Raw genomic sequence first — 22,746 nt, 5'->3', positions numbered from 1 at the left:
TAGTGTAGCAAAATGCAAAAACTCGTGCTGACGTTATTCGTCACTTCACTCCTAGCTGGTTGTTCAATCTTTGGTGTATATAAGGTTGATATTCCTCAAGGGACTCCATTGACTAAAGCTCAAGCCTCTCAAGTACAGGTCGGCATGAATTTCCAGCAAGTGCGCTTTTTGCTTGGTAGCCCAACAGTGACTGATCCCCTCAATCCACAACGTTGGGACTATATCTACAACTATATCCCGGGAACATATGCTAAAAAAGCGAAAATCCCCGCAGCACATGGTCAGCATTTAAAAATTTACTTTGATGGAACTGGAACTGTAACTAAAATTGAAGGTTTAGAGACTATTCCAGAATCGCAACCAGGTTTACCTGCTTCTAAAGAAGCAATTTTAACTGCCCCACCACTATAATCGTTTTTTCTAATAAAAAGAAACCCCTCAAGTGAAAAAACTTGAGGGGTTTTGCTTATTGAGCTGATTGCTTAAAGCGATTGCCTTTAATGTATCTGCCTACAGGGTTCTTCGCGGCACGTTTTCTACGAATATCTTTTGGATTAATCGTTAAAGGTCTATAAACCTCAACTCGATCACCTGCATGTATTACGGCATCAGCTTCTACTTTTACTCCAAAAACGCCGAGCTGAAGTGGTTCAGGCAAATCAACTTGACTTGATAAACCACTGACATGAACTGCCTGTGAAGCAGTCATTCCCTCTTCAAATGGAACAGAGATTAGAAACTGTTGCTCTGGCGCTGCAAACGCAACCCAAACTTGTTGAATGCGTTCCATTAGATACTTTGCCCAATTACAGCAATCATTGCCACAATAATTGAAAGTGGCAACACAATACGTACAGCAATACGCCATAAGTTATAGAAAAGCTCATTGCTGAAATTCATCGATTTACGTAAGTGACTAATTTTCATAATCCAACCTGCAAAAATTGCATAGATCAAACTAATGAGTAAGCCCCAAAGCATAAGAATCAACGTAAATAAGTTATGAAGTTCAGGCACAGCCCAAACTGCAATCGCAACAATAAGAATCACCCATTGTAAAACAGGCATAAGCTGACGCTGAGCAAGTTGTTCTCTTGCTAACTGCACAAATAATGCTGATGTCATCACGCCAGTAAATATCCACGTAAGGACTGGTAATTGAGCTTGAAGCGAGAAGAAACCAAAAGCAATTACAGCAATGAGCTGAGCCAACCAAATTGGAAGAACAGTTTTCGTTGCACCTTCTTGAGTCTGAACAGTGCCAACACTATTTTGCCAGTAAAGTCCTAAACCTAACCCGCTCGCTACAAGTGCAAGTACGGTTGCATTACCCCACTCTTTAAACTCTACATTGGTCCAATGCCAAGGCTGTAACGTGGTACCCATCATATTTGCCAACACAATAGAAGCGATTACCCCTATGGTCATTAACAAAACAAGAATTTGACGAGGAATAAATGATAAGACCAAGGCAGCAACTGCAAGGCCCGCAAAAATGATTTGACCGGAAACGCCTGGGGCAAACTGCGCAACTAATATATTGCTTGCAGTGCTCAGTACATTACTCGCTAAGAAAGGAATAAAAACAACAGCAAGCCAGCCAACCACGCGCCATTTAGGTGAACTATCTGCTTCACGAGTTAAACTCGATAACGCATTTAAAGCGGTTGTTTTAGATCGTTTTGCTAAAGCAATTTCCAAATAACAAACTGGTAATGCCAATAACAACATTGTGCCAAACCACAATAACCAGAAATCGAGCTGACGATCAATCTGGATGCCCATGGTTGGTGCCAAAGTGGCCATGATGACAAAAGATAAGCAAAACGCCATAAGAGGCGATAACCAACGTGACATAGGTATGTCCTGCATTATGCATTCCTTGAAAAAGTCTTTAGATATTTTGCCCGTCTCATGCATGAAAATCAAAGTCTGCACAATAAAAAAAGCAAACCACCGAAACGATAGTTTGCCGCGCTAACTGTATATTAGAGTTTTTCGAGTTAAATTTATGAGAAAAAACGGGCGAACCAGTTCTTTCCTTTCTTCTTTTCTTTTTCTCTAATAATCCCCATCATATTTTCTTTTACTGCCCCTACATAATCAGCATCATCATGTTGAATATGATTAATAGACCTCTTGCGAAAGTAAAAACCACCTCAATCTAAATTTCATGAGATATCAGAAATTAAATCGTTTTTCAGATTCTGAATTCCAGCGCTTGGTTGGTGTACCTCGACCAGTTTTTAGTGAAATGATCGAAGTTTTAAAAGAAGTAGAATCACTTAAAAAGAAATCTGGGCGTCCTCATACTTTAGCTATAGAGGATCAATTATTATTAACACTCAATTACTTACGGAATTACAGCACTCAATTGGAGTTGGCTGCAAATTACCATATCGCTGAAAGTAATGTGAATCGAACCATTAAAAAGGTTGAAGATGCATTGATGAAATCAAGACGGTTTACTCTGCCAAAACGAAGCATTACCACAGCAGACGAACAGTTTAACTGGGTCATTATTGATGCGACAGAATGTTCAATAGAACGTCCGAAAAAAAATCAGAGTAAGTTCTACAGTGGTAAAAAGAAGAAACATACGCTAAAAGCACAAGTGATCTATCATCCGAACAGCAAACAAATCATAGGGCTAGATATATCGAATGGCAGTCAGCATGACATTAAATTGGCAAGAAGAACGGTTAAAAAATTCAAACATTGTAAATATGTTATGACCGATTTAGGGTACTACGGATTAGAGCAAGATGGCTTTAAATTATTGATGCCAATAAAGAAAAAGAAGAATTTACCCTTATTTGATGTTGAGAAAAAGTACAATAAAATGATTGGAAAAATACGAGTTGTGATCGAACATATTAATAGTCAATTGAAAACATTTAGAATATTAAGTGAACGCTATCGAAATAGACGGAAAAGATTCGGTTTACGCATTAACTTAATCGCTGCACTGGTAAATCGGATGAACTTGCAATAACGACTTTCGCAAGAGGTCTAATTAACCATTTAGCCAAAATTTCTTGTAATTCAGCTTCTATAGTATGCCCCATTTCAAAACGCTCACGATATAACTCTATTTTTTTAATAAACAAATCATGTACGCGTTTATGAGGTACTCTATATTTATAATCAGCTTCTTCTTGCAAACTTTCTTCAAAGGTAAAATGTGACTGTGTATAATCGATAATATTGTCTAAAACATCTTTAATACGACGTCTATCTTCATCATCTTTTACATCATCAATCTCATTAATATAATCGAGTATTCGTTTATGTTGCTCATCAATAACATCAATACCCGTATTATATTCTGAAGCCCATTTCATTTTCATACACCACCCCCAATGATGTTCAATGACTGTTGCATAAAACGCATCTTATCTTTAAAGGGTATAAATAAAAACAAACCTATTTTGTCGGCTTTATATAAATAAAAATAAATAATTAATTAAGTTTTTGATTTATAAAATATTTAATAATATTAACCAACTAAAACAATAAAGTATTTTTTAAACAAAATACTTTATTGTTAATTAAGTGAAATATATATTAGTCAAGCAATTACATTTATTTTTACTGAAGATTTAATACTGATCTGCACGAGTAATACGTTTAAGTTCAGGATTTTTTTCTTCACGTATTAATCTTTCAACATGTGTTATTGCTTTTTTTATAGGCTGGCCATGTTGAAATAAAATCATTTCACCAGGTTGATATGCTGTCCAAGTTTCATTATGTGTTAAAGGCTCAGTGGTTATTACTGCAACCCGATCTTCAGGAGTCGTTACTTGACTAAAATCGACTTCGACATCTAAATCGATTAAATGCGCATTATTAAATGGATATTCACGAACGAGCCAATGCAATTTAGTAATTGCATAACTAAATAAAGCTTTGCCATTAGATAAACAGAAATTAAATGTGCCATATTCTGCAATTTGTGGAGAAATTTTCTCTAGCACTTCAAATATCTGTTCAAGACTTGGTTCTTCATAGCCAAATACTTCTACAAGCTGGTCTAATAAATAACAAAATGCTCTTTCACTATCAGTATTTCCTACTGGTGTAAAACGCCCACTCAAGGGTGGATTAAAATCATGTAAATCGCCATTATGAGCAAAAATCCAGTGACGTCCCCATAGCTCACGAATAAAAGGATGTGAGTTCTCAAGTGTAATTTTGCCTTGGGTTGCCTTACGGATATGCGCGATTACGTTACGTGATTTGATAGGATAATTACGTATAAGATCAGCAATTGGTGATTCAACTGCAGACTGGTTGTCTACAAATAATCGGCATGCCTTATCTTCAAAAAAGGCTATACCAAAACCATCACTATGGTCAGAGGTAATTCCTGCGCGCTGTGAAAAACCACGGAAAGAAAAAGTGATATCCGTTGGTGTTGCACAATTCATTCCTAATAGCTGGCACATATTGTTTTAAACTTTTCGCTTCATTACCTCATACATACTATTGTGCATGAGAGTAAAATAGCTTGTAAATCCCAATATGCGCTCGCTATTACAAAATATAAGATATCTTTATCGCTGAGCCATTTTGTTCATTACAAAAGAAGTTGCGATTTTATTCACTTCCAAAAATACAAAATAGTCGAGACAGTTAAATTCAGCATCAAAAAAGGCATCTTTAGATAGTTTAGACTGCATACTCAAATACATTTGAAACAGTTTCGGCATGCGCTCATCTTGAGGAAAGCTAAACTCAGGATATTCAGGTTCATAAATTTTTTTAGAACGAATATCGATGGTTTTACTGTCTGGTAATTGCTGAATCTGACGGTGCGTATAGTACGCTCTGGCCAAGTTATCTTGCAGATGAATACTGACACAGCCCATTAAATATTTAGCGCGCATTGACCACAAAACTTTAGGTGCAAGATTCAACCATAACGTTGAAAGGGCCTTTCCATTACGGAAACGCGGATGTACACAGGTACGCCCTATTTCTAATACATTTGGCAAATGTGATAAGTGGGGAACAATATCAAATTCATGAGCACTATAGCTTTGTGCAATTTCATGGCCCTGAAAGAGTTTGAGGCGTGTATAAGCTACAATCTCTCCCGTCCATTTCTCACGTAATACTGCATGCTCACAGCTAAAGTCGTAAATATCTTGATCTAAGTTATCTTCAAAATGAATACCGAACTGTTTACTAAATTGTTGTGCACGAAACCGTTGTACATCTTGTAATTCTTTTAAATTATCAACCCATTCAAAGCGAAATTGTGTTTGATTCGTAGCCTTATGGCGATTTAGAGGTAAAGTCCACGTTTGGCGATATTGATTAAATTTTTCCAGCATAATGAACGCTCCTAGTGACACCCCCTACACTAGTCAAAGCTCATGACAAAAAAATGACCAAAATTAAATGGCATAAAAAAAGACCACTTAGCGTGATCTTTTAATGAAAATAATAATTTTAGTGGGCTGAATGAGTACGGTTAGAAATAAGCGTACCTACACCATGATCTGTAAAGATTTCAAGTAATGTCGCGTGCGGTACACGGCCATCAACAATATGAGCACTCACAACACCGCCTTTTACAGCATCTAATGCACAACCTACTTTAGGAATCATTCCGCCGTAAATCACACCTGTCTCAATTAAACGGTCAACTTCTTGTGTGGTTAATCCGGTTAAGAGATTTTTGTTTTCATCTAATACGCCGGTAATATTCGTAAGCAGAATTAATTTTTCTGCGCCCAGTGCTTCAGCAACCTTGCCAGCTACTAAGTCAGCATTAATGTTGTAAGTATTACCTTTTTCATCAACGCCTAAAGGAGCAATAACAGGAATAAAGTCACTTTGAGTAAACATCTCCAATACGTCTGTTTTTACCCCAGTCACTTCACCCACCATACCTAAGTCGATATGTTTGATAGAACCGTCTTCTTCGTGCTTTTCCATTAATAATTTACGGGCACGTAAAAGATTGCCGTCTTGACCCGTGAGGCCAATCGCACGTCCACCATGTTTATTAATTAAATTAACAATGGATTTGTTTACGCTACCACCTAATACCATTTCAACCACTTCCATAGTGGCTTCATCGGTCACACGCATACCGTCAATACGGTCAGACTCACGGCCTAATTGCTTCAAGAAAGAGTCAACTTGTGGGCCACCACCATGTACAACAACCGGGTTTAAGCCCACAGTTTTAAGTAAAACGATATCGCGAGCAAATGAACTTTCCAATTCCGGATCAGTCATCGCATTACCACCGTATTTCACCACCAGCGTCTTACCAGAAAAACGTTGAATATATGGCAAAGCTTCAATCAAGATTTTTGCTTTGTCGACGCCGAGATGCTGATCTTGTGGCATTGCGCCTCTCCTTATTAGGCCTCAGAAAGTTCTTGTGCAATTTGCGGGTAACGCTCTTGCAACATATCAATAAATTTTTGCTGGATTTCCTTTAAACGCAAAGGACTATCAGCGTCAAATCTTACGGTAAAATACTCACCCGTATTTGATGCTCGAATAATGCCAAAACCATCATCAAAATCAAGACGTACGCCATCAATTTTACTAATATGAGCGCCTAAACGATGGCTCAAAATTTCAATGTCTTGTAGTACATGCTTAGGATCTGATTGGTGAGTACTGATATAGGTATCTTCGGTACAGCATCTTTCAGGATAAATAGAAAATAAATCCGAAACTGTTGCCGCATTAGACTCGGTGAAATATTCCATTACACGCAGTGCCGCATATATACCATCGTCATACCCAAAACCACGTCCGTCATTAAACACATAGTGGCCAGCATATTCGCCACCAAAAATGGCTAGGCCTTTGGACTTAGACAAGTATGAACGGAGGAAACTGCTACCCGTACGAATCATTTTCGGTTTACCACCGAGTCGCTCTACGGTTCTTTGAACCATAAGCGAACATTTCACATCAAATACAATTTCTTTATGGGGCTGCTGTTCCAGACACATTTGCGCAAATAGCGACAGTAACCGATCAGCTGTAAGTATGTTGGCTTTTTCATCGAGTAATACGACGCGGTCACCATCACCATCAAGCGCAATACCAATATCTGCACTTTGTTCAACAATTGTTTTACGCAACTCTTTCAAATGTGCAGCATGTGAAGGGTCTGGCGCATGATCAGGGAATTCACCATTTGGCGCCGTACGTAAGGCAATAACCTCACAGCCCATCTTTTCGAGTACCAGTTTCGCACAGTGCCCTGCCGAACCATGTAAACCATCCAGCACTACTTTTAATGGACGTTTGAGTTGAATGTCTTCAAAGATGGCTTGCTGATATTTTTTGCAAAATTCTGATTTAAATTGAGGGGTTGATAATTCTAATAATGAAATCGGATGAGTAGGAACATAAGTTTGCGCGAACTCACCGACTTGCTGAATCATTTCTGGAGATGGAGGTTCGCTTCTTAAAATCCACTTAATACCATTATCTGATTTTGGATTATGGCTAGCTGTCACCATAATTCCATTACCGCCAAACTCACGTGCAATGTAATACATCATCGGAGTTGAGCAGCAACCAATGTTTGTAACTTTGAGGCCCTGCTCTACTAATATCTCTTCAATTAAATGCGCATAAGCTGGGCTTGTGAGACGGGCATCATAACCAATGACCAGTTGAGTTTGTTCTGCTTGTTTATATTGTTGTGCCAATCCATAGGCAATTGAACGGACGACATCCGTAGTTAAATAAGAAAGTTTGCCTCTAATATCGTAAGCACGGAAAATATTTTTTGGGAATGAGTGTCTTACATTCATAGCGTATCTTCTATTTAAAGATCAATCTGATCTATCGCAAAAATATAGAGTATTCAAAAAGGTATTTGCTAAAAAAGTTAAAAGAGTATGAGTAAAGCGTGTTGTAATATAATTCATTGTAACATTCAAGGTATAAAAAGAAACACCTGTAAAACAGGCGTTTCTTTTCATTATTTTTTATAAGTTAATTATTGTTTACCAGTGTGACCAAAGCCACCAGCACCGCGTAAAGTTTCTTCAAATTCCTCTACTTGTTCAAACTCAGCCTGAACAACTGGGACTAAAACATATTGTGCTAAACGTTCACCTGGTTCTAAACGGAAAGTGGTTTGACCACGGTTCCAAACTGAAACCATCAATTCGCCTTGATAGTCTGAGTCAATTAATCCGACCAAGTTACCAAGAACAATGCCGTGTTTATGGCCTAAACCTGAACGCGGTAAAATTAAACCAGCAAAATTCACATCATGAATATAAATTGCCATACCTGTTTTAACTAATACAGTTTGGCCTGGTTCAATATCAATTGCTTCATCTAAACAGGCACGTAAATCTAAACCTGCTGATCCTGCTGTTGCATACGAAGGTAAAGGCCATTCTTTACCTAAACGTGGATCGAGCAATTTAACTTGAACTTTCATGAGATTTCCTAAAAATTAAAAAAAATTAACGCTTTAATAAAGCTTTTAAATTTGCCAAATATTGTTGAGCCTGTTCTTTAGGGTCAACATTTGCTGCAATTTTCTTTTTACGCCCTAACCATTCGAGCTCGTCTTGTGGAAGCTCATCAAGGAAACGGCTTGGGGTCATTTGTTTCATTTGACCACCATTTTTACGCTGTTCTGCCAAAGTTAAAGTTAAGCCTTGACGCGCACGGGTAATTCCCACGTACATAAGACGGCGTTCTTCTTCAATGGTTTCAGCTGCAATCGAGTTCTTATGCGGTAAAAGCTCTTCTTCAAGTCCCATAATATACACAAATGGGAACTCCAAACCTTTTGCTGCATGCAAAGTAAGTAGGTTTACTTTGTCAGTGTCCTCTTCTTCTTGCTGTTGTTCTAACAAATCGAGCAAGACCAGTTTTCGAATAACGCTTTCAATGTTCTTTTCATCAACATCTTCTGCACGATTAATCAGATTTTGAATACTGGTAAATAAATTCTCGATGTTATCAAGCTTACTTTTCTCTTGAGCAGGTGTTGCAGACTGCTCGCGAATATAGTCGATATAACCTGCCTCATTCATCATTTGACGAACTTTAGGTACAGGCTCATCGTCTTCTAACAACTCACGAGTAAACGTTGCGATAAAGTCAGCAAACTCATGTAATTGAGTTTCTGCCTTTTTAGGAAGCACCATACTTAAACGCTGGTCGGAAGAGGCACCAAGTAAAGACAAATTATTTTCTTGCGCAAATAATCCTAGCTTCTCAAGAGTAACTGGGCCAATCGCACGTTTAGGGGTATTAATAATACGTAAGAAAGCACTGTCATCTTCAGGGTTAATAATAAGACGCAAGTAGCTCATTACGTCTTTAATTTCTGCACGAGCAAAGAATGATGTACCACCAGAGAGCTTATACGGAATCTGCATTTGGCGAAGCTGGGTTTCTAATACACGCGCCTGAAAGTTTCCACGGTATAACACAGCGTAATCTTTCCAGTTCTTACCATTCATCAGTTTATGAGTCAGCAAGTCTTTAACTACGCGTTCAGCTTCATCGTCATCATTACGACAAGTAATAATTCTAATGACCTCGCCATGGCCTTTATCACTCCACAATTTCTTATCAAAAATATGCGGGTTATTTTGAATCACACAGTTTGCAGCTTTCAAAATACGGCTGGTCGAACGGTAATTTTGCTCAAGCTTAATAATATGTAAATTTGGAAAATCCTGTTTAAGCAAAGCCATGTTTTCAGGCTTCGCCCCTCGCCATGCATAAATCGACTGGTCATCATCACCAACGGCAGTAAACTGCCCCATTACACCAACCAATAGTTTCACTAAAATATATTGTGCAGTGTTGGTATCTTGATATTCATCGACCAATAAATAACGAACACGGTTTTGCCACTTATCACGTACCTCTGCATTTTCTTGCAGTAATCGTGTTGGCATAACGATTAGATCATCAAAGTCGACTGCATTGTAGGCACGTAAATTACGCTCATAAAGTTGGTAAAGATGGGCAAATTGAACATCTTCGGGTGTTTCACACGTCGAATGTGCTTGTTCTGGCAAAATCAGATCATTTTTCCAATCTGAGATTTTCTTCATTGCCTTGGCAATTAACTCTTTACTCTCAGCACCTGATAAATTATCGCGATGCATCAGGTCCATCAAAATACGTTTACAGTCATCTGCATCCAAAATCGAAAAATTGGCTTTTAAAGGTAAATTTTTAAGTTCTAAACGTAAAAGATTTAAACCAAAAGTATGGAAAGTCGAGACTGATAAACCTTTTGCTTCCTCGCGTGATAAAAGCTTGGTTACACGCTCTTTCATTTCACGTGCAGCTTTATTAGTAAAGGTCATCGCTGTAATACGATGCGCTGGAATACGGCAATGTTGCACCAAATAGGCAATTTTACGAGTAATTACCGATGTTTTACCTGAACCAGCACCAGCAAGCACCAATAAAGGGCCTTGAGTATATTTCATGGCTTCTTCTTGCTTGTCGTTCAATTGACTGGCAGATGACATCGTGTATTACCTCTTAATTTTTCGAGCATGATTATAGTCATCTCTTTTTTAGAATCCCAATAGTAAATCTACGGATATGTATAAATGATGTCTAATAATGCAATTTATGCACCGCAGAATGTCGTGATTATTTCTTGTACTGCACCCATAAAAAAACCACCCGAAGGTGGTTTTTGAAACAATAAATTAAATCTTATTGTTTAGCATAAATGCTGATTTCTACACGACGGTTTTGTTCACGACCAGAAGCAGTTGAGTTGTCTGCGATTGGGTTAGAAGAACCATAACCTTGTGCATCGATACGGCTTGAAGAAACGCCTTTACCAGCTAAATAGATTTTAACTGATTGAGCACGTGCTTGAGATAATGGAATGTTGATAGAGTCATTACCAGTGTTATCTGTGTAACCAGTAACTAAAATCGCACTCTTGTTATCTTCAGCCAATGTTTGCGCTACTTTGTCCAAAGTTGCATAGAAGTTTGGCTTGATGTTTGATTTGTTCGTATCAAAAGTGATGCTACCAGGCATGATCAATTGAACAGAACCATCTGGGTTACGGCCTACTTCTACACCAGTACCCGCCATTTGTTCACGTAATTTTTTCTCTTTTTGGTCAAGATATAAACCACCAGCTGCACCAAGAACTGCACCGATTGCCGCAGCACGGTTGTTTTGACGGCTAGAGTTTGCACTTGATTTAGAAATACCATAACCTCCTGCTGCGCCGATTAATGTACCTAATGCGGCTTTATCGTATTCAATTCCACCAAGGTTGTTACCTGTTGTCTGACAACCAGAAAGTACTACTGCTGCCCCTACGACTGTTGAAATAACTAATGCACGCATTGCATGCCTCCTCACTTTGTGTGTTTTGTTGTCTGGATGAATAATGAAACAAAAAGGAAGTATAAAACATTGATATTTTGTTAATAATAAACAGTTTAGTTAGTTTTTTGTAATATTTTGATGCACTTTAAGACGTGCACTCATCACAATTTCTTCATTGTTGTCTAAGATACCGTTGTATTTCATTTCATGATAGTTATAGTTGAACAACTTTCTATGGATTTTGGATATTCGGGGCCATTTATATGTCAACTGCACCCAATAAGCAATCTGCGCTAAAAAAAATTACACGTGGACTCACTGTCGGTACAGTCATTACAGGTAGCACCTTTTTTCATGGACCACCTGTATTGGCTTTGGGTTTAACCAAGTTATTTAAAAAATCATCCAAAGTAGATGAAACCAACATTCAAATTACAAATAGCTGGCTCAGTGTCAACAATTGGCTCATTGACCATGTTCTACCTAATTTAAAATGGGACATTACGATCGACGAAGGTCTTGATTTAAGTATGCAAGGCCGTTACTTAATGACTTGTAACCATCAAAGTTGGGTTGATACGACTGTAAACCAGTATTTCGGCTTAACCCGTATGCCACTTACCCGTTTTTTTACCAAGTGGGAACTCATCTTTATTCCATTCGTTGGTCAAGCCTTTAAAATTTTAGGCTTCCCAATGATGAAACGTCATACCAAAGAGAAAATCGCGAAAAACCCTGAATTAAAAGACCGCGATATGATGGAAGCACGTAAAGCATGCGAACAGCTCTTAAGCCAGCCTTTTACATTATTAAACTATTTGGAAGGTACACGTTTTACTCAGGAAAAACATGATCAACAAAATTCGCCATATAAACACTTACTAAAACCTAAAGCAGGTGGTTTGGCACTGGCTTTAAATATTTTAGGCGACAAAATTGATGCTTTAGTTGATATGACGATTGTTTACCCTGACGGTGTACCAGGTTATGGCGATTTCTGGTTAGGTGATGTTTCACAAATTGCGGTAAATCTTCGTAAAATTGAAATACCAGCTTGGGTACTCGGCGGTAACTACGAAGATGACCCAGTTTACCGTGAGCGTTTTCAACAATGGGTACATGAACTCTGGACTGAAAAAGATCAACTCATCGAACAAATGAAAGCTCGATATACTACTTCAACTCATTAAAAGCATTTACAGCTATGCAAAACAGTTCCAGAAAACAAGCACAATATTATCATATGGACCCAAACAGCATTTCATTTAAGCTGTTTTTGATTTATGACATCTTTATGGTGTTTATTATTATTTTCAATCTGTTCTGTCTTGCAGCAAATTTCTTTTTAATGAGCAGTATTGGGGCATGGTTTTTCGAACATATTCACTTGCCCCAAGTACTCAGCTTTTATAAAACCTATTTACACCCATGGGTAATTACGACAGAAGCTTGGTTTATTGGCTTTTTAATTACTGAATTTTTTGTCCGTTGGGGCATTTCTATTGTTTATAAACACCATAAACGTTGGTTCTTCTTTCCATTTATTCACTGGTATGAAATTTTAGCCATCATTCCGCAATTGCGTTTTTTACGTTTGTTTCGTGCCGGCATTATTGCCTATCGCTTATATGAATTAGGCTATCCGGTTATTCCTGAAAGCTGGAGAAAAAACGGTTTATTTTATTATCGTGTCGTTATGGAAGAGCTATCTGATCGCGTGGTTATTACGGTTATTGATGGCATTCGTAATGAGCTTCAAACAAGCTCAACACATAAGCAAATTATTCATGAGCTGGTTAACCATCATCGTGAACAATTTACGGTTACCCTGACCTCCATATTACAAGAATCCTTAGCTACAGCATTAAAAGAACAAAAGCCCGCAATTACAAAAGGTGTTGGACAAATTGTTGATCAAGCCATAGAAGATACGCCAGAATTAACCCAATTATTACGCTTAATTCCTTTAGTCGGAGGCCGTATTGAACAGCAAATACAAAGTATTGGTCAAAGACTTGGGGAAAATATCAGTGCAGGTTTAATTGAACCTTTAATTGAAGGGTCAAAAGAACAGCCCAATGCAACTTATCAATTAATTTCAGAAAAAATAAGTAACGTGAATATTAATAACCGTGAGCTTGAACAACTTGTAGAGTCTGTAGTGTTTGAAAGTCTCGAAGCAATTCGCAAACAAGTTAAAGTCAAACAGTGGCAACAAACCCTTGCGGAGCATGATCGAATCAAAGAATAAGCATTTACTTAATTTTTTATGAAACACGCTAGAGAATTGGCACGATTTGTTCTAGCATTTGCTCTATTTACAATAAACTTAACGATATTACAGCTCGTTTTAACGCCTTGAAGGAAGACTTATGGCTGATATCCGGATTACCGGCAGAATGGTTAACTTTAGCAGGATAACCTTCGATACGAATGATCATGATGTGATCCGCCAGCAATTATCAAATATTCTAAATGAAGGTTCCTATCAGGGAACTGTCGTTATTATAGATAGTACTGTTGAGCAAGAGCTCATTGCTTTAATTCAGTTGTTAGTCAGCTTAGGTTTACAGCCTATGGCGGTTATTGACGGTATTTTAGGTGATGAAGCACGCGCCATTCAGTTCCCTGTATTACCGGCAGACCAGCCATTACAACGCATTAAAGCAACTGCGGAGCAAGTTGCAATTGTAGAGAAAGCTGCCCCTGCACAAGCCTCAACAGAAACAAAAAAACCACTAAATAATAATGCAGTTGCCCATATTACCTCTTATCATGATGAAATTTTGCGTACAGGCCAATCTCTTGTACAAGACCAAGGCGATATTATTTTAAAAGCTGGCATGAATAGTGGATCTGAAGTGATTGCTTCAGGAAATATACATATTTATGGCACGGTTCGTGGTAGAGTCATTGCTGGTGCGGGTGGGCACGCTGCTGCACGCATTTTTTGCCAATCTTTAGAGGCTGAACTCGTTTCCATTGCCGGAACATATTGTGTCGCAGATGATATCCCTAAACATGTGGTAAAAAAGCCAGTACATATTTATTTAAATGAAAAGCAAGAGCTTGAATTTGAAGCTCTAGAACTTTAGTTTATTAAGCAAATCACCAAAAAACAGCCCTTTTAAGGGTGTATGTATGACCATAATAGGAGTGGATTCGGTGGCCAAAATTGTTGTCGTAACATCAGGCAAAGGTGGTGTAGGTAAAACTACAACGAGTGCATCTTTTGCAACAGGTTTAGCCCTTCGTGGTCATAAAACTGTTGTGATTGACTTTGATGTAGGCTTACGTAACCTTGATTTAATCATGGGGTGTGAGCGTCGTGTTGTTTATGATTTCGTCAATGTAATTAATAATGAAGCACGTCTGCAACAAGCCCTTATTCGCGATAAAGATATCGAAAACCTTTACATTTTGCCGGCTTCACAAACCCGTGATAAAGATGCTTTGAGCGACGAAGGTGTTGCTCGTGTAATTGATGAGCTTTCTCAAGAATTTGATTACATTATTTGTGACTCACCTGCGGGGATCGAGCGTGGTGCGATTTTAGCAATGTACCATGCAGATGAAGCAATCATTGTGACAAACCCTGAAATTTCTTCAGTACGTGACTCTGACCGCATCATCGGAATGTTAGACAGCAAAACTAAAAAAGTTGAACACAACGAAGGACGTATACGTAAGCATTTATGTATTACACGTTTTAACCCTGAACGTGCTGACCGTCAGGAAATGCTGACGATTGATGATATTTCTAAAGATATTTTACGCGTACCGACATTAGGTGTTATTCCTGAATGTCCAAGTGTATTACAAGCATCAAACGAAGGTAAGCCAGTTATTCTGTACTCAGAAACTAAAGCTGGCCAAGCGTATGATGACTTGGTTGCTCGCTTTCTTGGCGAAGACCGCCCTTATCGACACATCACAGCTCAACCTAAAGGCTGGTTAGCACGACTATTTGGAGCGTAGATATGGCAGGATTCTGGAGTAAATTATTTAGCAGTGAAGAAAAACCATCAAGTGCTCAAACTGCCAAAGATCGTTTAAAAGTTATTGTTGCATCAGAACAAGGTTTAGGCCGTCGTTTAAGCCAAGACAAGATTGACCAAATGAAGAAAGAAATCATGCAGGTGGTCAGTCGCTATGTAAGCGGCGTAGGCGAACAGCATATCCAAATGCAAGTTCGTTCTGAAGCAAATATCGAAATGTTAGAAATGAATATCAATTTACCTGAAGAACGATAATTCTATTTCTGACTATTCAATAAATCAGAATCAAGGCAAAATAACGCAAGTTATTTTGCCTTTTTTAAAATGAGGAGATTGTCATGGCATTATCACAGCCAGCAACTTTCAATGAAGAATGGTCCGATGAGCGTGTTTTTGCCTACCTCAACCAACTTCCTCCAAATGGTGTGAACGCAGACTTTCATGTGCTCTACCATGCTTTCAAACATATGCGTCCAAATGACTATGAACGTCTTTTGACTAAATTCGTTGCAGATGGGCGAGATATCAATGCAACAAATCCTGAAGGCGAACGCATTCATGACGTGATTGCTAAGTTTCCGCGTCAATCAGCGCCGTTTTTAGAAGTTTTAGCAAAGTTTGCTTAAGCTTAAGAATAAAAAAAGCCTCTTTAAGAGGCTTTTTTTATTGTCTGGAGTTATCGATTTCCAATCAAGAAAATACCAAATACGGTAAAAATACCACCTGAAATCCCATCAATCCATTTTGAAAAATTACGGTAAGCTACTCTAAAACTCGGTAATGAGAAAATAAAAGTCACAAAGCAGAACCATAAAATCGTTTCAACCGACACAATAATAAACAGTAACCAATGAACTTGATCAAGCTGAGGGTTAGCTAAAAATAAAGAAAACACACTACCAAAATAAATCACGGCTTTAGGATTCGATAAATTGGTAAGTAATCCTTTCATAAAAAATAAGTAAGGTGCTTTAGGCAACTCAACAGTTGTCACCTCTTGCTGCTGATCTTTTGAAAATGCTGAACGCAACATTTGATAGCCTAACCAACATAGGTACAAACCACCTGCGATGAGTAACCCTTGCTTTAACCATGCCATTTTCTCAAAAATAATATTTAAGCCCATCAGTGCTAAAGAAGCCCAAAACATAACACCTGCTGTTATTCCTGCCACAACCAACATGGCTTCTTTACGAGAGCGGCTCACTGCGGTCTGTGATACCAGAAAAAAATCAGGCCCTGGAGTAATAAGCGCACAAAAATGAATAAAAGCTAATGTAATTAACGCGACTAACATGTTGTCCTCCTGATTTGTTTCATTGTTTTTTATTGAGAAGCACACATTAGCATTTTTTACTATTTGATAAAATCTTAAACTACAACTGAATAATGATTATTTTTAACAATAAAAAAAGCCTCCGAAGAGGCTTAATTTTAAATGTAGATATTAAACTAAAATATCTCGCTTACCATTGGCGCCCATAGCACTCACAATACCGTTCTCTTCCATTTGGTCGATAATACGGGCAGCACGGTTATAACCTAAGCTAAACTTACGCTGTAATGATGATGTAGATGCCTTACGAGTTTCTAGGACAAACGATACACATTGATCATAAAGGGCATCACGGTCTGAAGCACCATCACCCTCTTCAAAGCCACGCGAAGCTGGCTCTTCATCAAATGGTGTTAAGATCTCATCTACGTAGTCTGGTTCACCACGTTCACGCCATGCATCACAAATACGGTTAACTTCATCATCACTAATAAATGCACCATGTACACGTTCTGGCTCAATTTTACCTGGCCCTAAGAACAGCATATCACCATGGCCTAACAAGTCTTCTGCACCACCTGCATCCAAAATAGTACGTGAGTCAATTTTACTGTTTACACGTAAAGCTACACGCGTTGGAATATTGGCTTTAATAAGACCCGTAATAACATCTACCGATGGACGCTGAGTTGCAAGTAACAGGTGAATACCAGCAGCACGAGATTTTTGCGCCAAACGCGTAATCATTTCTTCTGCTTTCTTGCCTACCTGCATGATCATGTCGGCAAACTCATCTGCCACAATCACGATTGATGGTAATGGCGTTAAACGAGGTGCACGCTCTTGTGTCGCTGAATCACTTGGTTTCCATGTTGGATCAATCAAGTCTTCTCCATTCGCAATTGCTTCTTCAACTTTTCGGTTGTAGTCACTTAACTTACGAATTTTAAGGAACGACATAAGCTTATAACGGCGTTCCATTTCATTTACACACCAGTTTAATGCACTAACTGCATCTTTCATGTCAGTGACTACAGGCGTTAATAAATGCGGAATATCGTTATAGTTAGCCAATTCAAGCTGTTTCGGGTCAATTAAAATTAAACGTAATTGATCTGGCGTATATTTAAGTAACATCGACAAAATCATTGAGTTAACGGCAACAGATTTACCCGAGCCAGTTGTACCCGCAACTAACATATGCGGTGCTTTTGCCAAGTCTGTTAGTACCGGATTACCCGAAATATCTTTACCCATTGCCATACTAATCAGAGCACTTGGGTCACGATATGCTGGTGTTTCCAACAGCTCAATTAAACGTACCATTTCACGGGCACTATTTGGTACTTCAATACCAATATATGGTTTACCCGGAATAACCTCCACAACACGTACTGATGCCATAGACATTGAGCGCGCCAAGTCACGGGAAATATTAGTCACTTTAGATGCTTTCACACCCGGTGCTAAATCTAATTCAAAACGTGTAACAACTGGACCCGGCTGAGCTTCAACAACCTGCGCCTTCACATTAAATTCTTGTAATTTAATCTCAAGCAATTCAGACAAACGCGAAAGCTGCTCTTCGGTAAAGTTAACTTTCTTATTTGGGTCAACCTTATCAAGTAATTCAAAGCCCGGTAATGTTGGTAAATCTAAACGCTTTTTGGCTACCTGCATTGCACGCGACATTGGTCGACCTGATGCATCTGTTAATGGCGCATCAAAATCGAATTCATCCTCAAGATTGTCTTCTGGCTTTCCAGCAGTTTCTTGCCAAGCTTCAATAAATTCTTCTTTTGAAAGCTTCTCTGCACCAATCGTAGTTTGAATAGGAGCTTTTACAAATGCTGAAGATTGCGCATAGCTACTTGCTTTGACCGATTGAGGTGCTGGGGCAATATCTTCATCAATTAATAAGTCATCAAAATCATCAAATACTTGTTCATTTGATAAGTTTTTAGGTGACTGATTTAAATTTGATACAGGTGCAGATGTTTCAACTGATGGATGAGGTGTTTGCGGTGCTACTGCTGATTCAACATGATGATCTTGAACGAACGGAGTATGTACATCAGTAGCAGTTTTACTATTTGGAACTGCTGCAAGCAATTCATCAAAAATCTCATCATCATTCCAATCTAAGCCTTGATGAATATTCGATGCTTGAGGTTGTGCTTGTTTAGCCTGATAAGCCGTTTCTTGGAATTGCTCATGACTTGGATGTTCATTTGAATCATCCGCAGCTCTTAACAGTGCATCAATTTCTTGCTTATGACTTGCATCATCGCGCTGTAGGGCACGCCAAACCTCACCTGTCGCTACTAAACGCTCACTGTCTTTTTTAAGCTGTTGAGCTTGTTCAAGCGTACGCTCAAAGTTTTCTGGCTGAGGCGCTGGTTTTTCTTCAACAGTTTCAGACTGACTTTGCTCTTTCGCTAACACATCGGCAAATAAACGCTCCGCCATTTCATCGTGTCGTGTAGAGCTAGCTTTGGCTTGAGTTTTTTCTGGCTGAACATTTAGCTCTGCTTCATCATTAACTTCAGCTTTAGGCATCTCGGCAACTTTTACCGTTGCTGTTTTATTTGCAGGCTGTGTAGTTAAATCATAAGCAGATTCATTTGGCGATACATTCTTATAGAATAAATCTTGTAAATAACTCGGCATTGCTTTGAGCGTAACCCATGTTTTGCTCCACTGCACCCCAAATGCCAAAGTGAATAATACCACTCCGAAAACCAATAAAAATAAGGTCGCACCATAAATTGTTAACAGTTGAGATAAGCTCTGCCCTAATTCATAACCAATAATCCCACCTGCCGCATTATCTAAAGTATCTGCAGGTACATTCCAGTGTAAGTAAAGCAAACTAGACACAACAAGAATCAAGAAGAACTGAGCAGCATAACGGAATGGACGGTTTAGAAAACTATGCGGCCACCAGACTTGAATAGCTTCAACAAATAAGAAAATTGGAATAAGTAAACTTGCCCAACCTAAAAAGCCAAACAACAAATCTGCAATCCATGCACCGGCAATACCACTTGCATTGGATACTTGCTGAGTATCACTTGAAATATGCATCCAGCCCGGATCAAATGGCGTATACGTTACTGTCGCCAGAAACATATAAATACCAAAAGAGACCAAGAATAATGTCATCAATAAGCGCTGTGCATAAACACTTGACACCGCAGTCATATACTGTCCTGTAACCCATTTAATTATTGGTTTAGAGATGTGAAGACCTACATTTCAGATCTTCAACGAATGAACTTTATATTATGCACCTGTTCTTACAAAAAAGGTGCATGATTCTTTACAGTTGTTGTTAACATAAGGCTCTTCTATATTGTTATATAACTTAATTCGATTGTCCTGATCAATATTATCCACATTGATTTCACGCTATTGGTCGGCAATTTCACGTATAATTTTCAAAATTCTCGAAATAAATAAGGATACCCTCAATGAGTGCTCGTCATTCTCGGTTAATTATTCTCGGTTCTGGTCCTGCGGGTTATAGTGCAGCTGTATATGCAGCACGTGCAAATCTTAAACCAACACTTATTGCTGGTTTACAACTTGGCGGCCAACTTACAACGACAACCGAAGTTGACAACTGGCCGGGCGATCCTGAAGGTTTGACTGGTCCTGCTTTAATGGACCGTATGCAAGCACATGCTGAACGCTTCGGTACTGAACTCGTCTATGACCATATTAATGAAGTGGACTTAAATGTACGTCCTTTTGTTCTTAAAGGTGATATGGATGAGTACACTTGTGATGCATTAATTATTGCAACTGGTGCGACAGCTCAATATCTTGGTTTAGAGTCTGAACAAAAGTTTATGGGCCAAGGCGTGAGCGCATGTGCAACATGTGATGGCTTCTTCTATAAAAACCAAAAAGTAATGGTTGTAGGTGGTGGTAACACCGCTGTTGAAGAAGCGCTTTATTTATCAAATATTGCTGAACATGTAACACTGGTTCATCGCCGCGATTCTTTACGCTCTGAGAAGATTTTACAAGATCACTTATTTGCTAAAGAAAAAGAAGGCAAGATCAGTATTATCTGGAATCATGAAGTTGAAGAAGTCCTTGGTGACAATACTGGCGTAACAGGTGTTCGCTTAAAATCTACAAAAGATGAAAGCAAACAAGATGTACAAGTTCAAGGCTTATTCGTTGCCATTGGTCATAAGCCAAACACTGGAATGTTTGAAGGCCAGTTGAACTTACGTGATGGCTATATTCAAGTACAAAGCGGTACTTCAGGTAATGCAACAGCAACTTCTGTAGCAGGTGTTTTCGCTGCGGGTGATGTTGCTGACAGTATCTACCGTCAAGCCATTACTTCAGCTGGTTCAGGCTGTATGGCAGCATTAGATGCAGAAAAATATCTAGATAATCTTTAAGTTTAGATATTTCAAACAGCCGTTATAAAACGGCTGTTTTTTTATCATTTATAATAATTGCTGGCTGCCTCAAATTAATTTTTATAGCATAACCCTTAAGCACACATTATTTTAGTTTTATGAACATACTACCTCTATCTCAATATATTTTTCCAGATCCAGAGGAAGCCGATCCAGATGGTCATGGTCTAATTTGCATTGGTGCTGACCTCTCCCCTTCTACCCTCTATGAAGCATATACTCACGGACTCTTTCCTTGGTTTAATGAAGATGAACCTATTTGTTGGTGGAGTCCTGAACCACGCTGTGTGATTTACCCTCAAAACTATAAACCAAGTAAATCGCTCATTCGGAACATGAAAAAGCACGATTACACCATTACGGTAAACCGTGCTTTTGAACAAGTCATTCGTTCATGTTCACTACCTCGAAGTTATGCTAACGAAACTTGGATTAGCGAAGATATTATTCAAGGTTACTGCGCGTTGTTTAATTCAGGTTATGGCTACAGCATAGAAGTTTGGCAAGACAAACAGCTGGTAGGCGGTTTATATGGAGTTACGATTGGTAAGGGTTGTTTTGGCGAGTCTATGTTTAGTACTCAAACCGATGTTTCTAAAATGGCTTTTTATACTTTAATGTTAATCGGTCAAGAAAATCAGCTTCCTTGGGTCGACTGCCAACTGGTAAATAGTCACTTAATTAGCTTGGGGGCTTGTACACTTTCTCGGCAGGAATATCTTAAATCGTTACAAGATGTAATTATTCACCCCTCTATCAATTGGAAAAAGTATCAAGAACGTGTATTTTCAAGTAAAACAATAGCATTAAATGCAAAATTAATGGAATGATAACAGGAGGGACCAATCATGAAATCATATCACCCGAAGTCCCTTTTAAATGATCTGCAGTACTATATTACTCCACCTCACGATTGCAGCTATTTAGAAAATAAGTCAGCACGTATGGTCTTTTTAGACCCGATTCATCGCATCGATGTGGTGACTCTTTCAGAGTTATCGCGATTAGGTTTTCGTCGTAGTGGTGACTTTGTATATCGTCCTGAATGTCATTTATGCAGACAGTGTTTGTCTTGTCGTGTTCCAGTTGCCGATTTCCAAATGAACAGCATGCAAAAAAAAGCATGGAAGCGGAATCAAGACCTTACCATGACTGTTCTGCCAACACGGCAAGCTGCACAAATTCATTATGATCTATATGAACGTTACATTAACGAGCGCCATGCCGATGGTGATATGTTTCCACCAAGTTTAGATCAATTTGAAAAATTCCTAGTTCATAGTTGTACAGATAGTTTCTTCTTAGAGTTATGGAAAGATAACCGTCTAATTAGCGTTTCTACATGTGATTTAATGGATGATGGATTATCTGCGGTTTATACATTTTTCGACCCAGACGAGCACCGCAGATCTTTAGGTGTTTATTCAATTTTGAATCAGATCGAATATGTAAAATCACTTGGTTTAGAATATCTTTACTTAGGCTATTGGGTACCCCACTCAGCTAAAATGAATTATAAGTCTCAATATACTCCACTAGAACTTTTATTAGATGGGCAATGGCGCCGCTTAAATAGATCATTATCGCCAGAGGAGATTAATCAGTTAGGTAACTCTCTCATGACAACGTTACCTTCTGAATGGAATAATTTAATTATTAAGTAATGTGATTTTGTCTTGTTGTTAAAACAACA

General features: G+C 38.5%; 23 protein-coding genes and 1 pseudogene. 11 read left to right on the top strand and 13 right to left on the bottom strand.

Annotated elements, in window-relative coordinates; genetic code table 11:
- Positions 1–12 precede the first annotated feature (12 nt).
- Positions 13–411 carry an outer membrane protein assembly factor BamE gene (locus CSB87_RS14120; RefSeq protein WP_001170994.1) on the top strand — a complete coding sequence of 133 codons (399 nt, stop codon included), beginning with the start codon at positions 13–15 and terminating at the stop codon, positions 409–411.
- Positions 412–466: 55 nt separating this feature from the next.
- Here the strand turns inward: CSB87_RS14120 and CSB87_RS14115 are convergent, their stop codons facing one another.
- From CSB87_RS14115 to CSB87_RS14100, 3 genes and pseudogenes are all read right to left on the bottom strand, one after another.
- Positions 467–790, bottom strand: a complete 324-nt coding sequence (locus tag CSB87_RS14115) for an RnfH family protein (RefSeq protein ID WP_004888367.1) — start codon at positions 788–790, stop codon at positions 467–469.
- Positions 790–1,857 (bottom strand): hypothetical protein, encoded by a 1,068-nt coding sequence (locus CSB87_RS14110; protein ID WP_004888368.1) that lies wholly within the window; start codon positions 1,855–1,857, stop codon positions 790–792. Before CSB87_RS14110 ends, CSB87_RS14115 begins: the two co-directional genes overlap by 1 nt.
- Positions 1,858–2,009: 152 nt before the next feature.
- Positions 2,010–2,132: pseudogene (locus CSB87_RS14100) on the bottom strand (hemerythrin); the annotation flags it as partial.
- Positions 2,133–2,173: 41 nt separating this feature from the next.
- On the opposite strand from CSB87_RS14100, the gene CSB87_RS14095 reads away from it, so the two are divergent.
- Positions 2,174–2,995 (top strand): IS5-like element ISAba27 family transposase, encoded by an 822-nt coding sequence (locus tag CSB87_RS14095; protein WP_076611894.1) that lies wholly within the window; start codon positions 2,174–2,176, stop codon positions 2,993–2,995.
- On the opposite strand, the gene CSB87_RS14090 is transcribed toward CSB87_RS14095, so the two are convergent.
- From CSB87_RS14090 to CSB87_RS14055, 8 genes are all read right to left on the bottom strand, one after another.
- A complete protein-coding gene (locus CSB87_RS14090) occupies positions 2,952–3,350 on the bottom strand; it encodes a bacteriohemerythrin (protein WP_171073138.1) in 399 nt (132 codons plus the stop codon). The two genes, CSB87_RS14095 and CSB87_RS14090, sit on opposite strands and share 44 nt — an antisense overlap.
- A 252-nt stretch (positions 3,351–3,602) precedes the next feature.
- On the bottom strand, positions 3,603–4,451 hold the full coding sequence (locus CSB87_RS14085) for a class II glutamine amidotransferase (protein ID WP_009505210.1): 849 nt from the start codon (positions 4,449–4,451) through the stop codon (positions 3,603–3,605).
- Positions 4,452–4,559: 108 nt separating this feature from the next.
- A complete protein-coding gene (locus CSB87_RS14080) occupies positions 4,560–5,342 on the bottom strand; it encodes a GNAT family N-acetyltransferase (RefSeq protein WP_004710230.1) in 783 nt (260 codons plus the stop codon).
- A 118-nt stretch (positions 5,343–5,460) separates the two neighbouring features.
- Complete coding sequence (gene argB, locus CSB87_RS14075) at positions 5,461–6,369, bottom strand: acetylglutamate kinase (RefSeq protein ID WP_002052003.1); 909 nt, start codon at positions 6,367–6,369, stop codon at positions 5,461–5,463.
- A 14-nt stretch (positions 6,370–6,383) separates the two neighbouring features.
- Positions 6,384–7,802, bottom strand: coding sequence for a phosphomannomutase/phosphoglucomutase (locus CSB87_RS14070; RefSeq protein WP_004888372.1), 1,419 nt, complete (start codon positions 7,800–7,802; stop codon positions 6,384–6,386).
- A 188-nt stretch (positions 7,803–7,990) separates the two neighbouring features.
- The gene (gene dut, locus CSB87_RS14065) at positions 7,991–8,443 is read right to left on the bottom strand and encodes a dUTP diphosphatase (RefSeq protein WP_002121799.1); all 453 of its coding nucleotides are present in this window, start codon (positions 8,441–8,443) and stop codon (positions 7,991–7,993) included.
- Between the two features lie 25 nt (positions 8,444–8,468).
- Positions 8,469–10,508, bottom strand: a complete 2,040-nt coding sequence (locus CSB87_RS14060; protein ID WP_002052000.1) for a UvrD-helicase domain-containing protein — start codon at positions 10,506–10,508, stop codon at positions 8,469–8,471.
- Positions 10,509–10,701: 193 nt separating this feature from the next.
- Positions 10,702–11,355: an OmpA family protein gene (locus CSB87_RS14055; RefSeq protein ID WP_031952355.1), complete on the bottom strand. Its 654-nt coding sequence runs from the start codon at positions 11,353–11,355 to the stop codon at positions 10,702–10,704.
- Between the two features lie 245 nt (positions 11,356–11,600).
- Here CSB87_RS14055 and CSB87_RS14050 point away from each other — a divergent pair, with 245 nt between their 5' ends.
- The 6 genes from CSB87_RS14050 to CSB87_RS14025 all read left to right on the top strand — a co-directional run bounded on the left by CSB87_RS14050 (position 11,601) and on the right by CSB87_RS14025 (position 15,961).
- A complete protein-coding gene (locus CSB87_RS14050) occupies positions 11,601–12,527 on the top strand; it encodes an acyltransferase (RefSeq protein WP_031952353.1) in 927 nt (308 codons plus the stop codon).
- Between the two features lie 14 nt (positions 12,528–12,541).
- Positions 12,542–13,588 (top strand): hypothetical protein, encoded by a 1,047-nt coding sequence (locus CSB87_RS14045; protein ID WP_004888377.1) that lies wholly within the window; start codon positions 12,542–12,544, stop codon positions 13,586–13,588.
- Positions 13,589–13,709: 121 nt separating this feature from the next.
- On the top strand, positions 13,710–14,432 hold the full coding sequence (gene minC / locus CSB87_RS14040; RefSeq protein WP_002052013.1) for a septum site-determining protein MinC: 723 nt from the start codon (positions 13,710–13,712) through the stop codon (positions 14,430–14,432).
- Between the two features lie 70 nt (positions 14,433–14,502).
- The gene (gene minD / locus CSB87_RS14035) at positions 14,503–15,315 is read left to right on the top strand and encodes a septum site-determining protein MinD (RefSeq protein ID WP_001074362.1); all 813 of its coding nucleotides are present in this window, start codon (positions 14,503–14,505) and stop codon (positions 15,313–15,315) included.
- 2 nt (positions 15,316–15,317) lie between these two features.
- Positions 15,318–15,590 (top strand): cell division topological specificity factor MinE, encoded by a 273-nt coding sequence (gene minE / locus CSB87_RS14030; protein WP_000896934.1) that lies wholly within the window; start codon positions 15,318–15,320, stop codon positions 15,588–15,590.
- 83 nt (positions 15,591–15,673) lie between these two features.
- Entirely contained in the window at positions 15,674–15,961 is a 288-nt protein-coding gene (locus CSB87_RS14025) for a PA4642 family protein (protein ID WP_001218560.1), read from the top strand.
- A gap of 50 nt (positions 15,962–16,011) precedes the next feature.
- Here CSB87_RS14025 and rhtC read toward each other — a convergent pair whose 3' ends face one another.
- Positions 16,012–16,632 carry a threonine export protein RhtC gene (rhtC, locus tag CSB87_RS14020; RefSeq protein ID WP_004888379.1) on the bottom strand — a complete coding sequence of 207 codons (621 nt, stop codon included), beginning with the start codon at positions 16,630–16,632 and terminating at the stop codon, positions 16,012–16,014.
- A gap of 150 nt (positions 16,633–16,782) precedes the next feature.
- A complete protein-coding gene (locus CSB87_RS14015; RefSeq protein WP_006582130.1) occupies positions 16,783–19,815 on the bottom strand; it encodes a DNA translocase FtsK in 3,033 nt (1,010 codons plus the stop codon).
- 269 nt (positions 19,816–20,084) lie between these two features.
- Here CSB87_RS14015 and trxB point away from each other — a divergent pair, with 269 nt between their 5' ends.
- From trxB to CSB87_RS14000, 3 genes are all read left to right on the top strand, one after another.
- Positions 20,085–21,032, top strand: coding sequence for a thioredoxin-disulfide reductase (trxB, locus tag CSB87_RS14010; protein WP_002052068.1), 948 nt, complete (start codon positions 20,085–20,087; stop codon positions 21,030–21,032).
- 119 nt (positions 21,033–21,151) lie between these two features.
- A complete protein-coding gene (aat, locus tag CSB87_RS14005; protein WP_004710244.1) occupies positions 21,152–21,883 on the top strand; it encodes a leucyl/phenylalanyl-tRNA--protein transferase in 732 nt (243 codons plus the stop codon).
- Positions 21,884–21,901: 18 nt separating this feature from the next.
- Positions 21,902–22,717, top strand: a complete 816-nt coding sequence (locus CSB87_RS14000) for an arginyltransferase (RefSeq protein ID WP_002052085.1) — start codon at positions 21,902–21,904, stop codon at positions 22,715–22,717.
- Positions 22,718–22,746: the final 29 nt, after the last annotated feature.

The organism is Acinetobacter sp. AR_0276 (assembly GCF_003000705.1).
Taxonomy (GTDB): Bacteria; Pseudomonadota; Gammaproteobacteria; order Pseudomonadales; family Moraxellaceae; genus Acinetobacter; species Acinetobacter nosocomialis.
Note: the sequence above shows the minus strand (reverse complement) of the source record. Positions and strands in the feature narration are given on the sequence as shown.

Excerpts from the sequence above, each read along its gene's own strand:
- CSB87_RS14050 (WP_031952353.1), top strand. The coding sequence starts at position 11,601 with ATGTCAACTGCACCCAATAAGCAATCTGCGCTAAAAAAAATTACACGT.
- CSB87_RS14115 (WP_004888367.1), bottom strand. The coding sequence starts at position 790 with ATGGAACGCATTCAACAAGTTTGGGTTGCGTTTGCAGCGCCAGAGCAA.
- argB (WP_002052003.1), bottom strand. The coding sequence starts at position 6,369 with ATGCCACAAGATCAGCATCTCGGCGTCGACAAAGCAAAAATCTTGATT.
- CSB87_RS14015 (WP_006582130.1), bottom strand. The coding sequence starts at position 19,815 with ATGACTGCGGTGTCAAGTGTTTATGCACAGCGCTTATTGATGACATTA.
- CSB87_RS14060 (WP_002052000.1), bottom strand. The coding sequence starts at position 10,508 with ATGTCATCTGCCAGTCAATTGAACGACAAGCAAGAAGAAGCCATGAAA.
- dut (WP_002121799.1), bottom strand. The coding sequence starts at position 8,443 with ATGAAAGTTCAAGTTAAATTGCTCGATCCACGTTTAGGTAAAGAATGG.
- CSB87_RS14080 (WP_004710230.1), bottom strand. The coding sequence starts at position 5,342 with ATGCTGGAAAAATTTAATCAATATCGCCAAACGTGGACTTTACCTCTA.
- CSB87_RS14085 (WP_009505210.1), bottom strand. The coding sequence starts at position 4,451 with ATGTGCCAGCTATTAGGAATGAATTGTGCAACACCAACGGATATCACT.
- rhtC (WP_004888379.1), bottom strand. The coding sequence starts at position 16,632 with ATGTTAGTCGCGTTAATTACATTAGCTTTTATTCATTTTTGTGCGCTT.
- CSB87_RS14055 (WP_031952355.1), bottom strand. The coding sequence starts at position 11,355 with ATGCGTGCATTAGTTATTTCAACAGTCGTAGGGGCAGCAGTAGTACTT.
- CSB87_RS14070 (WP_004888372.1), bottom strand. The coding sequence starts at position 7,802 with ATGAATGTAAGACACTCATTCCCAAAAAATATTTTCCGTGCTTACGAT.
- minC (WP_002052013.1), top strand. The coding sequence starts at position 13,710 with ATGGCTGATATCCGGATTACCGGCAGAATGGTTAACTTTAGCAGGATA.
- trxB (WP_002052068.1), top strand. The coding sequence starts at position 20,085 with ATGAGTGCTCGTCATTCTCGGTTAATTATTCTCGGTTCTGGTCCTGCG.
- CSB87_RS14045 (WP_004888377.1), top strand. The coding sequence starts at position 12,542 with ATGCAAAACAGTTCCAGAAAACAAGCACAATATTATCATATGGACCCA.
- CSB87_RS14090 (WP_171073138.1), bottom strand. The coding sequence starts at position 3,350 with ATGAAAATGAAATGGGCTTCAGAATATAATACGGGTATTGATGTTATT.
- CSB87_RS14025 (WP_001218560.1), top strand. The coding sequence starts at position 15,674 with ATGGCATTATCACAGCCAGCAACTTTCAATGAAGAATGGTCCGATGAG.
- CSB87_RS14095 (WP_076611894.1), top strand. The coding sequence starts at position 2,174 with ATGAGATATCAGAAATTAAATCGTTTTTCAGATTCTGAATTCCAGCGC.
- CSB87_RS14120 (WP_001170994.1), top strand. The coding sequence starts at position 13 with ATGCAAAAACTCGTGCTGACGTTATTCGTCACTTCACTCCTAGCTGGT.
- CSB87_RS14110 (WP_004888368.1), bottom strand. The coding sequence starts at position 1,857 with ATGTCACGTTGGTTATCGCCTCTTATGGCGTTTTGCTTATCTTTTGTC.
- aat (WP_004710244.1), top strand. The coding sequence starts at position 21,152 with ATGAACATACTACCTCTATCTCAATATATTTTTCCAGATCCAGAGGAA.
- CSB87_RS14000 (WP_002052085.1), top strand. The coding sequence starts at position 21,902 with ATGAAATCATATCACCCGAAGTCCCTTTTAAATGATCTGCAGTACTAT.
- minE (WP_000896934.1), top strand. The coding sequence starts at position 15,318 with ATGGCAGGATTCTGGAGTAAATTATTTAGCAGTGAAGAAAAACCATCA.